Here is a 16,740-nt window from a genome sequence, read left to right as displayed (position 1 = left end):
GGTACGCTAATGGGTATAAAGGTCCCTTTAGTAAAAATTATCATATATTTACTTTTGATTTTAAATAAGCTTAACTGTTTTTTAAGATTCTCCATCTGACGGTTACGAAGCTTCAGATGCTAAATTTAGGGCCATCATGACGCAATCATGGTGGCTTTTTACTGCGGCCTATTTTGGTTTTGTGTGGATATTTCTCATCATTTTTTTGTTTAGTTTGGTTAGTTTATTTTGCAGCTCCAGATCTGTAAATAGATAAGGTATCTGCTGAAAGCTTATAATCGAATCTGTTAATTTTGCTGATAATGTTCAGTACTTGCTTAAGTGGAGCATCATTCGGAAATGAAGCGGTGAACATGCTATTTTTTAGCGTTTCATCCTTAAAAAGGATCTTAACATTATACCATCTGGATAGTGTTTCAGCGGCCTCTTCCATACTTACATTATTTAGCTGGAGCTCATTGTGTATCCATGACGTATATAACCGGGCATCAATATGAACTGAGCTTGAAGTTTTGGTTCTTCGATCGTATTTTAGCTGTTGATCTGGCTTTACCAAGCCCAACAAACGGTGCTCATCTTTAACTCCAACAAGGCCCCTTGACACCACTATACTGATTTCTTTTTGAGGATAAGCGCTAACATTAAATGCAGTGCCCAATACCTGTGTGGTTATTTCACCAGTATGGATTAGAAAGGGTCTATCCTCTTCGTGTACGACATCGAAAAAGGCCTCTCCCTGCAAGTAAACTTCTCTTATTTTTCTACTAAAATTTTTATTGATGCGTACCGTACTCCCTGCATTTAGCCATACTTTCGATCCATCAGGAAGAGATCTGGAAATGCGCTGGCCCAATGGCGCTTTATAAAGTATATATGCTGCAGATACAGGTTTCTGGTAATAGCTTACCATCCATATAACCGATGTGAGTGTTATACACAAACATGCTGCCCATAGTAGTTTCGTTGTTATTGTATTGAAATATGTCGGTTTATCCTTATTTGAAGGTTTATAACGCTGATCTGCAGTAATTTTTTGATAAAGGATTTCAGACTGCAACTTAGAAAAATCAATTCCTGATTGAAGGGTTTCCCATTCGTTATCCATTAACCGATCAATTACAGGTGCGTACGCTGGATTACCAATAATTTCTTTAAACACCAAAAATTCAGCATCACTGAGACTGTTGGTTACAAACTTTTTTAAAAGGTTATAGATGTATTCTTCCTCCACGTTGTCATTATTGATTAAACCAGCTGGAACTTCGGGAGCCTGACTGCTTTAATGGCGTTTTAATTTGGTTAGTTTATATAAGTAATACACGCCAGAGGCCGGCAGGTACTAGTGCTTATCAAAATTTATTTTCAGCGGAAGCCATTGATTGATGGCATTGCCCGATTAAGCCTGATAAGGCCATATTTTGGTTAGTTTTTTTTATTTTAAAAGAAAGTAAAGCAAAAACAGAAAAACATCGGCACCTTTAAAACGCAGCCTTAATGTTTTTAATGCAGCAGTAATATGGTTTTTGATTGTATTTTCTGAGACCTGCATTTCCTGGGCGATCTGCAGATGCGACAATCCCTGAAAACGGCTCATCCGAAAAGCTTCTTGTTGCTTATCAGGCAGTTTGGTTACCATCCGCTCTGCATAATTAGACAGATCATTATAGATTACCTCATTTTCTGTTTCATTGCTGTTGCAGATCCTGTATGATCCAATTTTATCCAAGGCTATGTTTGAGGTATATTGATTCCTTATTATATTCAAGGAGAGTCTTTTGGTAATGGTAATCAAATAAGAACCCATGTTATATCTCTCATCGAGCCTATGTCTGCTTGTCCATAGATTAAGGAGCGTTTCCTGTACAATTTCTTCGCTCAGTTCCTTATTTTTAACAAAACGGTATGCAAAGTTGTACAACCGTGCACTATAGGTATCATAAACCATCCGAAAAGCAGTCTCATCTCCTTCCCTTACCCGGATTAAGGTTTCGCTATCAATTTCTTTTCCAAATTTCATATCCCATACAATTGAAGTTACCTACCGGATGCTGTTAGTGATAGAACTTACAATGGAATGGGCTGACAAATCAGATACTTTGGAGCATTTACCATTAAAAAAAGATTGGCTCTTTCTTAAAAGATAAACAGACATAAGGATATTCATAAACGTTCTATTTGGTTATCAACTAATAAGCATTAGTGTAGAACGATAAATCTAGCGCTGATATAGCGATTTAAAAATGTACATTTTGATCATTAAGATACATATTATGATTTTTGTTATCATTTTATGCAGGGGCAGATCAGCGGTCTGCCCCACAATTGCAGCTATTAGTTTTGATTAAATAAAGTGTTACCTGATCACCAATTCCATCATGTTCAGTACATATTGTACTGTGGTTTCATCATATATTATTCCGTACAGGCCTTCCTCGTCAAAACCTTTTGCTAATCGCCTTGAGGTAAGTAGCTGCGATACAAAAAAGCAAAAAACCGACAGGTACTTTTTCATTTTCAGCAGGATAAAAAATTATAATAAAAGTGTTCTGCTTACCTGGATATCTTTTGATGAGTTACCAATTGCAATCAGATATTCGCCATTATCGGCAACCCAGGTTTTCTTTTTGTCGTCGTAATAAGAAAAGGCATCTTTATTCAGTATAACCTTTATCGTTTTGGTTTCACCTGCCTTTAAGAAAACTTTTTCAAATCCTTTCAATTCTTTACGTGGCCTGGGCACACTTGGATTGATGGGTTCTACATAAAACTGTACCACTTCGGCACCATCTCTTTTACCTGTGTTTTTAAGGGTAACGGAGGCCGTAACCTGCTTCTCACCTGTTCTTTGGATAGCTGCATTTTCATAGTTAAAAGTGGTGTAAGATAAGCCATGACCAAACGCAAACTGTGGTTCAACTTTATAGGTATCGAAATAACGGTAACCTACAAAAATATCTTCTTTGTAATGTACAACGCCATTTACACCTGGAAACTCGCCAAGTTTATGTGCTGGAGAATCCTGCAGTTTTTTAGGAAAAGTCATCGGGAGTTTGCCTGAAGGATTTACTTCACCAAAAATAACTTTGGCCAGGGCTGTACCACCTTCCATGCCTGGGTACCAACCTTCAATAATGGCTTTACTCTTACCTACCCATTCGCGCATATCTATCGGGCCACCGCCCATTAGCACAATGATTGTTTTGGGATTCGCCTTTAAAACTACTTTTATCAATTCGTTTTGGCCGAAAGGCATGTCCATATCTGGCTTATCTACACCTTCGGCATCATAAGCATTATCATCCCATTTGGTGTAATCGTAGCCATGCGTCCATCCGCAAAAAATTATGGCTGCGTCTGCATTAGCGGCAATTTTAACTGCTTCATTAATCAAAGCCGAATCGGCCTGTTGCTTGCGTGCAATTTTATATCCCTGCGCATATTGTACATTTACGCTACTACCCAATAAATTTTTAATGCCTTGTAAAGGGGTGATTTCATATTTGGCCTTAACTTGCGAGCTTCCGCCGCCCATGGCATTTTCCCGATCGGCATTTTGACCAATAATGGCTATACTCTTAATTTTTCCTTTGGCTAATGGAAGTACATTATCCTCATTTTTCAGCAATACAATTCCTTCTTCGGCGACCTTTAAAGCCGTTTGTTGATGCGCTTTGGTATTATATGCACCTGCGGTACGTTTTGCACCAATCATATTGGTTTTAAACATCACCCTCAAAATGCGTCGCACTTTATCATCGATTAAAGCCACAGGAACTTTACCGTTTTTTACCAGCGTAATTACCGTATCACCAAGAAAAAACTGACTGTATTTTAAAGGAGGTGTGCCCAGGTCGGAACCCATCTCTAAATCGGTTCCGTTTTCGAGTGCTTCCATGGTATTGTGTACCGCTCCCCAATCGCTCATCACCAAACCTTTAAATCCCCATTCACCTTTAAGGATATCGTTGATCAGGTATTTGTTTTCAGTTGCGTATTGCCCCCTAAATTTATTATAAGCACCCATTACGGTATTTACCTGTCCTTTTTTAACCGCTGCCTCAAAACCAGGCAAGTAAATTTCACGCAGGGCCCGTTCACTCATTTCTACGTTTACTGTTCCCCTATCAACTTCTTCGTTATTGGCTGCAAAGTGTTTTAACGATGCTGAAACACCCTGATCCTGTACCCCTTTGATATAACCCACCGCCATTTGCGCAACCAGGTAAGGGTCTTCGCTCTGGTACTCGAAATTCCGGCCGTTTAAAGGCGAACGGATAATGTTAATACCAGGTCCGAGGATTACATCTTTTCCTCTAAATTTAGCTTCACTGCCTAAAACCGCACCAAAATCGTATCCTAATTTGGGATTCCATGTTGCAGCAAGGGTATTTCCGGTTGGTAAATACGTTCCGGCATCATTCACATTTTTTAAGGGTGTCCAGCCTCTGCCATGCTCCAGACGAACACCATGAGGCCCATCGGAAGTAACCATTTCGGGAATCCCTAAACGTTTTACGCCTGCCGAGGTAAAAGAAGAATTTGCATGCAGCATACCTACTTTTTCTTCGAGCGTCATTTTTTTAATTAATGCGTTTATTTTTGCTTCAGTTGCCGGATTAAACAAATTTTGTGCAGTCACGGTTAGTACCGAGAACATTAAAGCACTCCCAACGAAGCCTGTTATTTTCTTATTCATGTATTTATTTTGTACTGTTTATTTAAAATCGAACCAAAGGCTGCCCTTGTTCCAGCTATAATTCAGTTGCATATTTTTCTGACTTTGCGGACCAAGTTTATCTGCAGATTGAAATTTAGTTCCGATAGGACTTATGGCATCTAAGAACCCTAAATCGCCATCAGGAAATGCCGGTGTGGTATTATTATTAGTCGCCCCGGCGGCTTTCTGCGGTTTTAACATTTGAAAAAACGTATTCTTTTTCGAGGTGTAAACCGTAAAAGGAGCTTGTTTATTTTTTATCGTTACCCAGTAAATATTAGCGTAATAGCCTTTAAACTCGGGGTATTTCCAGCTTTCGCCGGTTATGGTATTATTAAAACCAGTATCCCATACCCCAAAACTTGTACCCTTCAACCTGTTTTTCCAAACCCGGTAAGGACCATTTCCTTCCCATGCCATACCGGTAATATTTGCTTCAGGGTAATTGAAGGTAATGCCCATAAAATCTACCTCACCCTGGGTAGCATATTCATAATCGAGCTTTACCTGCTTGCCCGATGAGAAAATCCATTTCACCTTGAATTTAGCTTCGCTGTTATATACTGGTTCCAGGATGTAATCTTCGCCGGATGTGTAATGCTTAAAATCCTTCAACTCGCATTTAACGCCTGCCAAAGCCGGCCCACCTGAAAGCGAAATCTCAGATTTGCTATTCGTAACGCTTTGGATGTAACCTGTTTTTTTATCGAAAAGGTAAATGATACCATCAACTTTTAAGGTTAATGCTTTATTGGTTTCCATAAACTCTATTTTTGATTTTGCAGCGGTACCGGTAGCTACAGGGGCAACCGGCATTTTAACCGGCCAACTCCAGGTAAAAAGTTCTTTTTTATAAGGGTCAAACGCGGTTAGGTATAAAACATCGTTACTTGTCCAGTTTGCAGGAAGCGGGATAGTCAAAAAGCTTTTTTCACCGGGCAGTAAACCGATGCCTTTTAGTTGGCCTGATGCGCTAACTTTAGCCATGTTGTTTGTTCCCGCAGCAGGTAATTTTGCCAAACGCCATTCAAAACTGCATTGGTTTAGGTTTGTGAAAGCATACTGGTTTTCTACCGCTATTTTGCCATCAAAATTAACAGGTAAATCTTTTAGCGTAATTTGAACGGGCGACCAGATTTCTTTTATGGTGTAAAAACTGCCTTCCTTTTCGCGGTGCGGACCTAAAATGCCATCGGGTGCTGCATTGCCCTGGATATCCATTTCGCCATTCCGATCTAAACGGGTTACACCTTCATCGGCAAAAGACCATAAAAAACCACCTGCCGCATAAGGGTGTTTCATCATCATCGACCAAAAATCATCTAAACCGGCACCATGCCCGCCATCATGCAGCCCATGCATAAATTCGGTTGGGAAAAACACATCCGTACCATATAAAGTTGTGTTTACCACATAATTGTAATCTGGATAATGCTTGGTATCGGTACCATTAAACCGCTCCCACGGGTGGATAACCAAACGGCTCTGGTTATCGTATTTTGCATATAGGTGATCTAAATCAAAGTTAAAGCCGCCTTCGTTTCCATTTGCCCACATTACAATTGAGGGGTGGTTAACATCACGAACCACAAGTTCTTTTACGAGTTTTGTGCCTACTTCGGTATCGTATTTCGCCTGCCAGCCCGTTAATTCATTTATCACGAATAACCCTAAAGAATCGCAGGCATCTAAAAAGCTGGGATCTGGTGGATAATGGGACATACGAACGGCGTTCATATTCATCTCCTTAATCAGTTTTACATCTTCAATGTTAAGCGCTTTGCTTAAAGTCCTGCCCGATTCAGGCCATTCGCTGTGCCTGTTAACCCCTTTAAATATTACTTTTTTATTGTTGACATAAAAACCATCCTGTGGACGAAGTTCTGCCGTCCGGAAACCAAATTTTTGTTTTATGCGGTGGATTAGTTTACCATTGGCATCGCTTAAAGAAACAATCACCTGGTATAAATTTGGAGATTCCGGATTCCAAAGGTTTATATCTTTAAACTGACCTTTTATTGTTGTTGCTTTATCTAAATCTGTAATCCTCGAAGATATGTCCAGTCCAATCTTTTCGCCGCTTAGTTTTTGCACCTGGGCTTTTAAAACTGAACCTACAGGTGCATTTGCGGTGTAAGCATCGAGGTTAAACGTTCCATTTGCTTTTGCATCGATTGCAATTCTGTCTACATGTGCTTTTGGTAAAATTTTAAGGTACACCGGTCTAAAAATCCCTCCAAAAAGCCAGAAATCTGCTTTCCGCTCTGCATTATTTACCGATTTATCGGCTGACTGCTTACTTACCTTTACTTCGAGCAGGTTTTCGCCTTCAAAATTTAATAATGTTGTTATGTTGTATTGAAAAGTATAAAACCCGCCCTGATGGATTGGCCCGGCTGATTTTCCGTTAATTTTTACTTCTGCCTCTGTCATTGCGGCTTCAAAAACGATAAAAATCTCTTTACCGGCATTGCTTTTAGCAACCTTAAATTTGTATTTATATTGGCCGGTTTCTTCAGGGTTTTGGGTATCTTTATAATAGTTATAGGTACCGAAACCTTGTTGTTCCCAGTTGGATGGCACCTGTATTTTATCCCAATGCCCACTTTTCATCCCTGTATTTATGAAGAAATCCCAGGCGACGGTATGGTCCTTATCTTTTCCCGATAAATATTGGTACTGTGTTTCCTGTGCATGGATACTTTGTGTAAGAAAAGTAATAGCAACTATCAAAAAGAGTTTTTTTATCATGTTTTTCTTTGATCTATTCCTGTGGCAGAATGAAATTTTGCGGCTTATCAATTTATAATTTAACCTTTATTGTGGCTGGCTTTAAACCATTAGATGAAGCTGTTAAGCTCACTTCTCCTTTACCTCCTGTTGATTGTACAATCACCTGAGCCAAACCACTAAATAGTTTTCTTTTCCAGCCTGCTGCTGGTTTTAATACTTGAATTGCACCAGGATCGGTATTGATATTATCCCAGCTCTGTACTTTCAAAATCGGTGTAGCCAATATGGCAATACTGTTTTTTCCGGTTTTTAACACAGATCGGTTGAGCACAAAAACATTTCCTTTTTTATCGGCCGGCAGTTGACCACCGATTTTTTTGCCGTTGATGTAAATGGACTGTTCTTTGCCCAGGCTTTTATAAAAAAATGTGATTTTGGTCTGTTCGCTCCAATCCGCTAAATCGAAATCTCCACGATAGATCAATGCTTTTACTTTTTTACCAAATTCCTGAGTTCTTTCCTGCTTGAAAGCGTAATCCCAATCTGTTGTTGCTGTAGTTAGTTCTGTTAGATCATCAATAGCTGAAATTGCTTTTTCTTTAAGGTTGTTTACGCGGATGACACTAACCTGCTCTATAAACTGATCGGGCTCTAAAGAAGTGGGATTGCCATTACCCACACCTATAATTTTTCCAGGACCACTGATTTCGAAATTTAAATCGTTTACTGCTGTAGGCACCATTTTTCCTGAAGCATCACGAACATCAACCGTGAGGATGGCAATATTTGGTTTTCCTACTGGAATGGTTTCTTGTGTAATGGCCACCTGAACCGGATCTGAAGTGGTTTTTACCACATCTGTTAATATTTTCTTCCCATTCTTAAATCCAACAGCCTCTAAAGTGCCAGGTGCATAGTTTACCGTCCAGCTTAGATGGCCGTTAGGTTCCATGCGCTTTTTGCCCAGACTTTTTTTATTGAGAAAGAGTTCTACTTCATCACAGTTGCTGTATGCCTTAACATCAATTGGTTTACCTTCTTTTCCTTTCCAGTTCCAGTGTGGTAAGAGGTGTAAAGTAGGCTGATTACCCCACCATGATTTTAAATACAAGGCATTATCTTTTGGAAAGCCACATAAATCAACCATGCCGAAATAAGAAAGTACTGATGGCCATCCAAATGGTGTTGGCTCTCCGCGGTAATCGAAGCCTGTCCAGATAAACATGCCAGCCAGGTAAGGGCGTGAGGCATAATGTTTCCAACCATCTTCCAGGCTCAGAAAGTTCTCGTTTTGTCTGGTATCATAAGCCGCAATTTCATGTTGATCCATATCGGTAACATACAAACCCCTGCTTGCCACGGTAGAGCCTTCTTCAGTACCCCAGCTAAACTGTGCAGGGTACTTTTTATGCTGTTCATCTGTGTTTTTCGTTGCCACGTAGTTGTAACCTAAAAGATCAATAGTGGTCGAAATTCCATTTCCTATGCCCCCACTCACCGCAGCGGTAATTGCCCGCGTAGTATCAATGGTTTTGGCAAAGGCCTGCATGGTTTTGGCAATCCGTGCACCGGTAATGTTGCCTTCTATATTCCATTCTTCGTTACCGATAGACCAACTGATGATACTGGGGTGGTTACGGTCGCGGATAATCAGTTTTTTAAGGTAAGCCAGGTTCTGATCGGTAATGCCCATCAACCGGTTTTCGTCAATTACCAGCATGCCCAGTTTATCGCAGGCATCCAATAACTCTGGCGTTGGTGGATTGTGTGAGCAACGGTAGGCATTGCTGCCCATTTCTTTTAATTTGCTGATCCTGAAATACTGCAGTGCATCTGGCAAGGCAACACCTACTCCGGCGTGGTCCTGATGGTTATTTGTGCCTTTAACCTCTATCCGTTTTCCATTTAAAAAGAACCCTTTATCGGCATCGAACCTGATCGTTCTGACCCCAAAAGTGGTTTTGTATTCATCTATTACATCCCCATTTTTGCTAATAGTGGTTAACAATTGATACAGATATGGATTTTCCAGATCCCATAATCGTGGCTTAAGAACCGGAATGGTTAAAGTAAATTCTTTTTCGGTCAATACATTTAGTTCAAGGTTTTGAAGTTCGCCAGAGGCTACTACCTTGCCTTCGGCATCGATTATGCTTTGTTTAATATTAAACTTTTGGTTCTCGAGGGCATCATTTTTTAAGGTAACGCTGGCGGTAACAGTTGCTTGATTATTGTTTACGGTACTGCGCACAAAAGTACCGTTGGGTACAACATGTAAAGGATCAGTTTTATTTAGCCACACATGGCGATAAATGCCCGCCCCTTCATAAAACCATCCTTCTTCGATGGTTACATCTGCCCGTACGGCGATTACATTTTCGCCACCGTAATTTAAGTAATCGGTAATATCGTATTCGAAACCATGGTAACCGCTAGGTTCGGTACCCAGGTAGTGGCCGTTTACCCAAACGATTGAATTTCTAAATACCCCATCAAAAGCAATGCTGATCTTCCTGCCCAGATCTTTAGCAGGGATAAAAAAAGATTTACGGTACCAACCCACGCTGGCATCTGGAAAATTACGACCGATCGCTTTAAAACCATGGCTTAAACTTGCTTTTGGATCAAATCCCTGTTCTACAGCCCAATCGTGGGGTAGATTGAGTTTTCTCCAGGTACGGTCGTCAAAGCTGGGATCTGCTGCACCATCTCCATAACCTGTTTTGGCCAGGTAAGAAAAATAACCCGTTCCGTTGTAAAAATCCTTTTTAACATCATACGGATGACCTAGTGCAAAGCGCCATCCGGTATCAATTAATAGATGTTCGCGTTTTAACGCGTTATGCTTTTGAGCGAATGATAGGACTGGCTGAACCAGTTTTAGCAGTAGCAGTAAGGCGCATATTTTATATAATTTCATTTGTGTGTGTTTGTGTTTATTCTATTAATAAGTATTGAACTGAAAAGGGTTGAGATTCGAATTTTATCTTTCCGGTAACGGTTGCAGATAATGCTTTTATCTTTTTAGGGTCTTCAGGTCCACCGGCTGCAAATTTTGTGGTTTGGCCATTAACCAAAACTTTTTGAGAGAAAGCACCATTATCATCTCCACCCGTTAAACTGTAGAGGTAATATTTTTTAGAGGTCTTAAATCCGGTGACATCTAGATCGATAACCTGTGGTACACTGCCTTTATTTACAATGACAGCTCCCAATTCTCCATTTTTAAACTTGGCGGCATAAGCCAGTATATCTTTGTTATCACTTACCTTGGTTGTGAGGAGTTGATCGCCAAAAAACCGCTGAAAGTAATACATGTAGTAAAATACCGGTCTGGGATTCCAGAGTGGAACACCAGGTTCGTCGCCTTTGTTGAACATACCATGATCATTACCACGGGAATATCCATTTGCCAGGTCCCAGCGGCTGGCCATACCAAACTTTAAATTAGCCAGTTCGCCCAAAACAATAGCGGCATGTATACCATTAATAAAAGAACAAGACTGTTTGGAACCTGTTGCGAAAATATTCCATTCGGTAAGCGCTAAAGGTCTTTCTGGAAGCTGATAAATTTTGGCCAGTTCTTTCATATATGCAGCCATTTTATGGGTTTCTGTTTTTGCTGTATTCAGAATAACTTCTGGCGAAGAATTTTGTTCATAAGGCGTATAATAGCTGTGCAGCACATAATAATCTATAGCATAACCAGCGGCTTTAAGTAAGCCATCATTCCAGTTTTTAGTAATGCCACCTTCCCACGATTTTTCTTTGGCTGTTTCGATAACTACCGCACCGATAAAAATTTCGCTATTAATTTCTTTTGCAGCAGCCTTCATCGAATCAACAAATATCTTTAAATGTTCGCCATACAATTTGCCCGAAATCAGTTCTGGTTGATGATCTTTATTTTTTGCAGTATCTATTTTATAGCCTGCCTGCCATGTACCGTAATTTTCATTGCCAATTTCCCAGAATCTGGTTTTCCCCTTATCAAAACGCACCCAATCGGCTGCCAGGTGCGCTGCGTTTTGCACCGGGCGATTGCCAATACCATACCTTGCGTAACTATAATTAACGCAGATGATACCCGTACTATTGGTTTCCTTTATTAATTGATAATAGTTAGAAAGGGATAACGACGATGGATTATCTGTTATCCCATACCACAAGCGCTCAGGCTTTTGCTTCCGCTGATCTCCATATAAAATAATCTCTGGTACATCTTTTGGCCTGTTTTCTTTCGATGCGTTCCAAAAATAAACATTGCTGAGGTTGCCTCCCGGAAAGCGGATGATGTTGGGGGATAGTGCTTTAATATGGTCCATCAGCACAGACTGATCGACAATCTTGCTCATGTATGGATTTGAATTATTTCCGTACAGGTAATTGGAAACCCTTCCTGCTTCAGCTTTATAGTTAATATTTATATCAACTGAAGCAGGTTTTAAGGGGATTGAATGTTTAATATAGGCCGGTTTATCTGCCTTTTTACGTTGAGTTTCCTGTAAAAAAAACGATTGAGGGTTTTGTGCAAACACATGATCGGGCAGTGTAAAGAACGAAGAGAACAATAGCAGGAAAAAGAGTACTTTTTGTAACATGAATTATTATTTTTTACCCACTGCTATAAAAACAACAGATCGTGCCGGTAAAGAAACTTTTATTCCTCCATCAACCAATGCCGATTTTGCCGTTAAGGTTTGATAATTGGCAGGTCCTCCGGAAACGCCTGTTGGGCCATTATCGTTTATAAATACCTTTTGGGAAAATTCACCGTTGTCATCTCCTCCAGTTAGGGTGTAGTAATAATACCGTGCACCAGGTGCGAAATTTGCGATATTGATAGCAGCCACCTGGCTTACTGTTCCTTTGTTCACCACCACTATCCCGGCTGCACCAGAAGCATAACCTGAGGCATAACTCACCACATCGGTTGATCCGGAAACATTAGAACTGACCATTCTATCACCAAAAATTTTCTGAAAATAGTACATATGGTAAAACGCAGGTCTCGGGGTCCATTTGGTGGTTCCGTTTCCTTCATCGCCCAAACTGAACATGCCATGATCATTACCTCCGGCATAACCATTAGCTAAATCCCACCGACTGGCCATACCATAATTATTTTTGATCAGTTCGCCCAATACCATCGATGCGTGCATGCCAGCAATGTGCGATACCTGCTGTTTAGATCCTTCGGCGAAAATATTCCACTCGGTCATGGCGATCGGTTTTAAAGCAACACCGTTTTCCTGGGTGTTTTTTTTCATGTAATCCATGATCATTTTTGATTCTGTTACCGCTGTATTTAAAATCACCGTGGCTGAAGAATTTTGGGCATAAGGGGTGTAATAAGTATGCACGATATAAAAATCGGCGGTATTGCCTGCAGCAGATAGAAATCCGCTATTCCAGGCCTTATCTACCACATTGCTATTGCCTACGGAGGCATCGTACTGGATCAACTGACCACCAATTTTAATGGTAGCACCAATTTCTGCCGCTGCCTTGCGCATAGAATCTGCAAAAACTTTAAAATGTTTTCCATATAAAGCACCATTGATAATCTCTGGCTGTCCATCTTTATTGGTAGCGGTGTTAATTTTATATCCGGCCTGCCATGGTCCGGCATCTTCATTCCCAATTTCCCAGTACTTGGTTTTTCCTTTATCAAAACGCACCCAATCGGCAGCCAAATGAGCAGCCACCTGATCAGGATGTGCACTGGTTCCGTAGCGGGCATAGCTGTAATTAACAGTGATTATACCTGTGCTATTCGTCTGCTGTAAAAAGCTATAATAACTGTCTACAGAAAACGTCCAGCTGGCGGTGTTTTTACCATACCAGTAACCTGCATTAACCGGAGCACCAGAAGTATTGTACAAGGTAGCGGGTGCATCATCAGGTTTTTGCCCGGTATTGGCATTAAAGAAAAAAACGCTGGATATATTGCCACCAGGGAAACGGATAATATTTGGCGAAAGGTTTTTTACATGGTTGATCAAAGTAGCCTCGTTACCCAATTGGCCGATGTAGGGGTTGCTATTGTTGCCGAAAAGATATTTGGAAACTTTACCCACTGTTTCGCTGTAATCAGCACTAATGGTTATAGCAGCAGCTCCGGTTGGTTTGGCGGCATCAACAAAGGATGGCGCAACAAAGGTTTTACCTTCCCAATTGTCCAGAAAAAAACCAACGGTTGTTGCGGTAGTTACCTCTTTTGGCGGAATAATGGTGCCTGTATTGGGTGGCGTTATTACAGGTGTTTCCTGAATCGGTTCATTGCGACTCTTTTTACAGGAAGCAATGGCTAAACTGCCCAACAGCAAGCAAACACCGATAACTTTATACGTATGGTTTAAAGAAGTTTTCATTTTATTAGGTCAAGAAGATGGGGTAAAAAATTGGTACCGGATATATTTATCCAGTACCAACGGGAAAACTATTTTTTCAATTTTACAATACGGATATTATCGATCCCCACATCAAACTTGGTGGTTACCGGTGTCGCTGTATCGTTGATGTACATGAATGTCATCGGTCGTTTTCCTGTAGCGTTCACCAGATCAGTTAAAGATAATGCAGAATCGCCCGTACCTTCACCATTATTGGTTTTCTTTTTAAATTGGGTCAAAGATATCGTTACCGTATACCACTTATCGGATTTGAATACCCTAGTTGCTTCAGCCTTCCAAGGTTCGTAGCGTGCGAGATATACCCAAGAATTTTCATCTCTTCTGATCATTATCGTACCGCCGCCCCAAGGTTCTTTTACAAAAATCTCGAACTTAAGCGCATAGCTTGATAAAGGATCTTGTAGGTTTGCCTGGGGTATCCATTGTACGGCAGTTAGATTAATTGACCTATTATCTGATTGATTATAACTAAAACCAGAAATCGGTCCTGTGAACATTCTGCCATAGTATCCTTGTGCACCAGGATATAGTGTCTGATCGTTTATCCTAGAACTACCAAATGAATAGGTATTTACATTATCAAAATCGCATAACATGCCTGTTACCTTATCGTTGTAAGAACTGTAGCTGCTGGTTCCGCCCTGTGTTTTCACGATAATATCGCCTGAAGTGGCTGATGAGGGAATTGTTACGGTACACGACGTTCCATCAGGTTTAGAAACCACATCGGTACCATCTGCCCCACCCGGAAAGGTAATGCTCTTGATCAGATAAAGATACTGACCATACAAAGTGATGGTTTGACCCTGAGGGGTATACTCGTTACTTACACTGTTGACCACCGGTGGTGGTGGCGAAACTGGAAAAGTAAAGGTTGTTTCACCATATTTGGTCACCAAGCGGATCGTATTTTCCTGCCCCTTAGGGATATTGGAAAATAAAATAGAAGGAACGGTGACCACAAAATTATCATCTCCAACCAGTGCGGAGTTAAAAGTTGCCGCAAAGCCGCTAAAATATACAGCCGAAACTGTTTTTAAATTTTCGCCCTGGATTACAATATTCTGTCCTGAGCCTACTTTGGTCAAGGTCGAATCGTTAGGAGCAGCTGTAATTGCCCTTATTTTGGTAATTACAGGTGGTTTTTCGTTGTCACTTTTTTTACATGCAGTCTGCATGGCAAGTACCATCATCATTAAGATAAAAATGATTCCAGATCTGCTTTTTATAAGCTTTTTCATTCTGATTTAATTTAAAATTAAACTTATAGCTGTTATTTATAATAAGGTACTGCAGGCTGACTTAACAATGGATTGGTGGTAAGATCGGCCAGTGGATAAGGCAACTTGAAAGATGCATCAGTTGGTGTGGAAAACTGATCTTCGTTTACCCTTACATTCGTAGCTGAATTGAAGGTTAAGCGGCCACGGTTCTGTGCACCAATTTTAGAAATGGTTTGCGCCGGGTTAATATCATGTTCTCGAAGCAGATCGAACCAGTATTGCCCTTCAATAGCCAGTTCTAACTGTCTATCCACCAAAACATCAGCCTTAGAAACAGGTAAGGTTTTGAGATCTAAACCTGCCCTGGCACGCACCAGATTATAATATTTTAAAGCATCTGCATCGCTAGTAGTAGGCGAATTGCCCAATATGGCTTCTACATAGATCAGGTATACATCAGCCAACCTAAGCATATATGCTGCAGAACTGGTAGAAAGCGAATATACCTGTCCGGGGTTATCTTCATTGGTACCCACCACGTATTTTTTCACGTGTGGCCTTTCATCGGTAACCCTATAACCACCATCCTTTTTTAGCAGTTCCGGATAGAAATCACCATTCTGCATGAAGGTGGCTTTACGGCGTAGGTCTTTTACATCGTATTTATTGTAAATGTCGATACTTGGGGTGTTGGCAGCGCCATATCCGTCGCCTGCATTGGTTAATTTACCTTCTGCTGCATAATAGCCCTGGGTACTGTTGCCCAGGCCATAGCTATTCGGACTGGCAATAAATTGTAGTGCAAATAAACTTTCTTCGTTATTGTTGTTTTCGATTTTAAAGAGATCGGCATAACTGGGAAGCAGTTTTAAACCACTGTTATTACAAACATCGCCTGCATATTTCTTTGCGCTGTCCAACAAGGCCACATCACGCTGTCCGGTACCTGTACCGGTTCCATTATCTTTCAGGCCCGAGCGGGTGAGGTAAATTTTAGCCAGCATACCTTCGGCCGACCATTTGTTTACCCTTCCTTTATCAATAACAGTACGCAGGTTTTGTGATGCAAATTTCAGGTCTTCAATAATAAAGCGGTAAACATCCTTAACCAGGTGTTTGTTAACCTGCGGCTGTTCTGCAAGCGTACGGTTGTCGGTAATGATGGGTACTTCGCCAAAATACTGCACCAGATAGAAATAGGATGTTCCCCTTAAAAAACGGAGTTCGCCAATGGCATTATTTTTAGCTATTGCACTAACTGATGGATCAGTATTTTGGGTGATGTAAATAATATTCAGGTTGCAATAGGCTATAATTTTATATAATGAACGCCAGGCTTCGTTAATCCTTGCGTCTGAACTGTTTACTGCAAAGGTAGAGTAAGAAACAAAGTTGGTGCGCGACAGGTTTCCGGCCATTGCATCGCCTAAAACCAGGATCGATTTGTCGTTAAAATCAAACCAGGGTGTTCCGTAAAGGGCACCAGTAGCCAGGCGCAGATCGCTTTCTGATTTAAAAAAGCTTTCTAGCGTTACCTTATCCTGTGGCGTTCTGTCTAAAAAGCTTTTTTTACACCCTAAAAATGATGTTAAGCCAGTTAGCAGGGCTATTGTGAAATATATTTTATTTTTCATCTTTATAAATATTAATG

10 protein-coding genes are annotated in these 16,740 nt (G+C 40.6%); all 10 read right to left on the bottom strand.

Annotated features, from left to right (window positions below; translation table 11 throughout):
• Window positions 1–223 precede the first annotated feature (223 nt).
• Window positions 224–1,231: a FecR family protein gene (locus EZ456_RS03935; RefSeq protein ID WP_131527510.1), complete on the bottom strand. Its 1,008-nt coding sequence runs from the start codon at window positions 1,229–1,231 to the stop codon at window positions 224–226.
• Between the two features lie 201 nt (window positions 1,232–1,432).
• The gene (locus tag EZ456_RS03930; protein ID WP_131527508.1) at window positions 1,433–2,017 is read right to left on the bottom strand and encodes an RNA polymerase sigma factor; all 585 of its coding nucleotides are present in this window, start codon (window positions 2,015–2,017) and stop codon (window positions 1,433–1,435) included.
• Between the two features lie 336 nt (window positions 2,018–2,353).
• The gene (locus tag EZ456_RS25030; protein ID WP_165501234.1) at window positions 2,354–2,512 is read right to left on the bottom strand and encodes a hypothetical protein; all 159 of its coding nucleotides are present in this window, start codon (window positions 2,510–2,512) and stop codon (window positions 2,354–2,356) included.
• An 18-nt stretch (window positions 2,513–2,530) separates the two neighbouring features.
• Window positions 2,531–4,696 carry a glycoside hydrolase family 3 C-terminal domain-containing protein gene (locus EZ456_RS03925; protein ID WP_131527506.1) on the bottom strand — a complete coding sequence of 722 codons (2,166 nt, stop codon included), beginning with the start codon at window positions 4,694–4,696 and terminating at the stop codon, window positions 2,531–2,533.
• 18 nt (window positions 4,697–4,714) lie between these two features.
• On the bottom strand, window positions 4,715–7,468 hold the full coding sequence (locus tag EZ456_RS03920) for a glycoside hydrolase family 2 protein (RefSeq protein ID WP_131527504.1): 2,754 nt from the start codon (window positions 7,466–7,468) through the stop codon (window positions 4,715–4,717).
• A 52-nt stretch (window positions 7,469–7,520) separates the two neighbouring features.
• Window positions 7,521–10,370 carry a beta-galactosidase GalA gene (galA, locus tag EZ456_RS03915; RefSeq protein WP_131527502.1) on the bottom strand — a complete coding sequence of 950 codons (2,850 nt, stop codon included), beginning with the start codon at window positions 10,368–10,370 and terminating at the stop codon, window positions 7,521–7,523.
• 16 nt (window positions 10,371–10,386) lie between these two features.
• The gene (locus tag EZ456_RS03910) at window positions 10,387–12,051 is read right to left on the bottom strand and encodes an alpha-L-arabinofuranosidase (RefSeq protein WP_131527500.1); all 1,665 of its coding nucleotides are present in this window, start codon (window positions 12,049–12,051) and stop codon (window positions 10,387–10,389) included.
• Window positions 12,052–12,057: 6 nt separating this feature from the next.
• Window positions 12,058–13,824, bottom strand: coding sequence for an alpha-L-arabinofuranosidase (locus tag EZ456_RS03905; protein ID WP_131527498.1), 1,767 nt, complete (start codon window positions 13,822–13,824; stop codon window positions 12,058–12,060).
• 68 nt (window positions 13,825–13,892) lie between these two features.
• Window positions 13,893–15,107 carry a glycan-binding surface protein gene (locus EZ456_RS03900; RefSeq protein ID WP_131527496.1) on the bottom strand — a complete coding sequence of 405 codons (1,215 nt, stop codon included), beginning with the start codon at window positions 15,105–15,107 and terminating at the stop codon, window positions 13,893–13,895.
• A gap of 32 nt (window positions 15,108–15,139) precedes the next feature.
• A complete protein-coding gene (locus EZ456_RS03895) occupies window positions 15,140–16,723 on the bottom strand; it encodes a RagB/SusD family nutrient uptake outer membrane protein (protein WP_131527494.1) in 1,584 nt (527 codons plus the stop codon).
• Between the last annotated feature and the right edge of the window lie 17 nt (window positions 16,724–16,740).

Origin of the sequence: Pedobacter psychrodurus (assembly GCF_004331735.1) — a bacterium.
GTDB lineage: Bacteria > Bacteroidota > Bacteroidia > Sphingobacteriales > Sphingobacteriaceae > Pedobacter > Pedobacter psychrodurus.
Note: the sequence above shows the minus strand (reverse complement) of the source record. Positions and strands in the feature narration are given on the sequence as shown.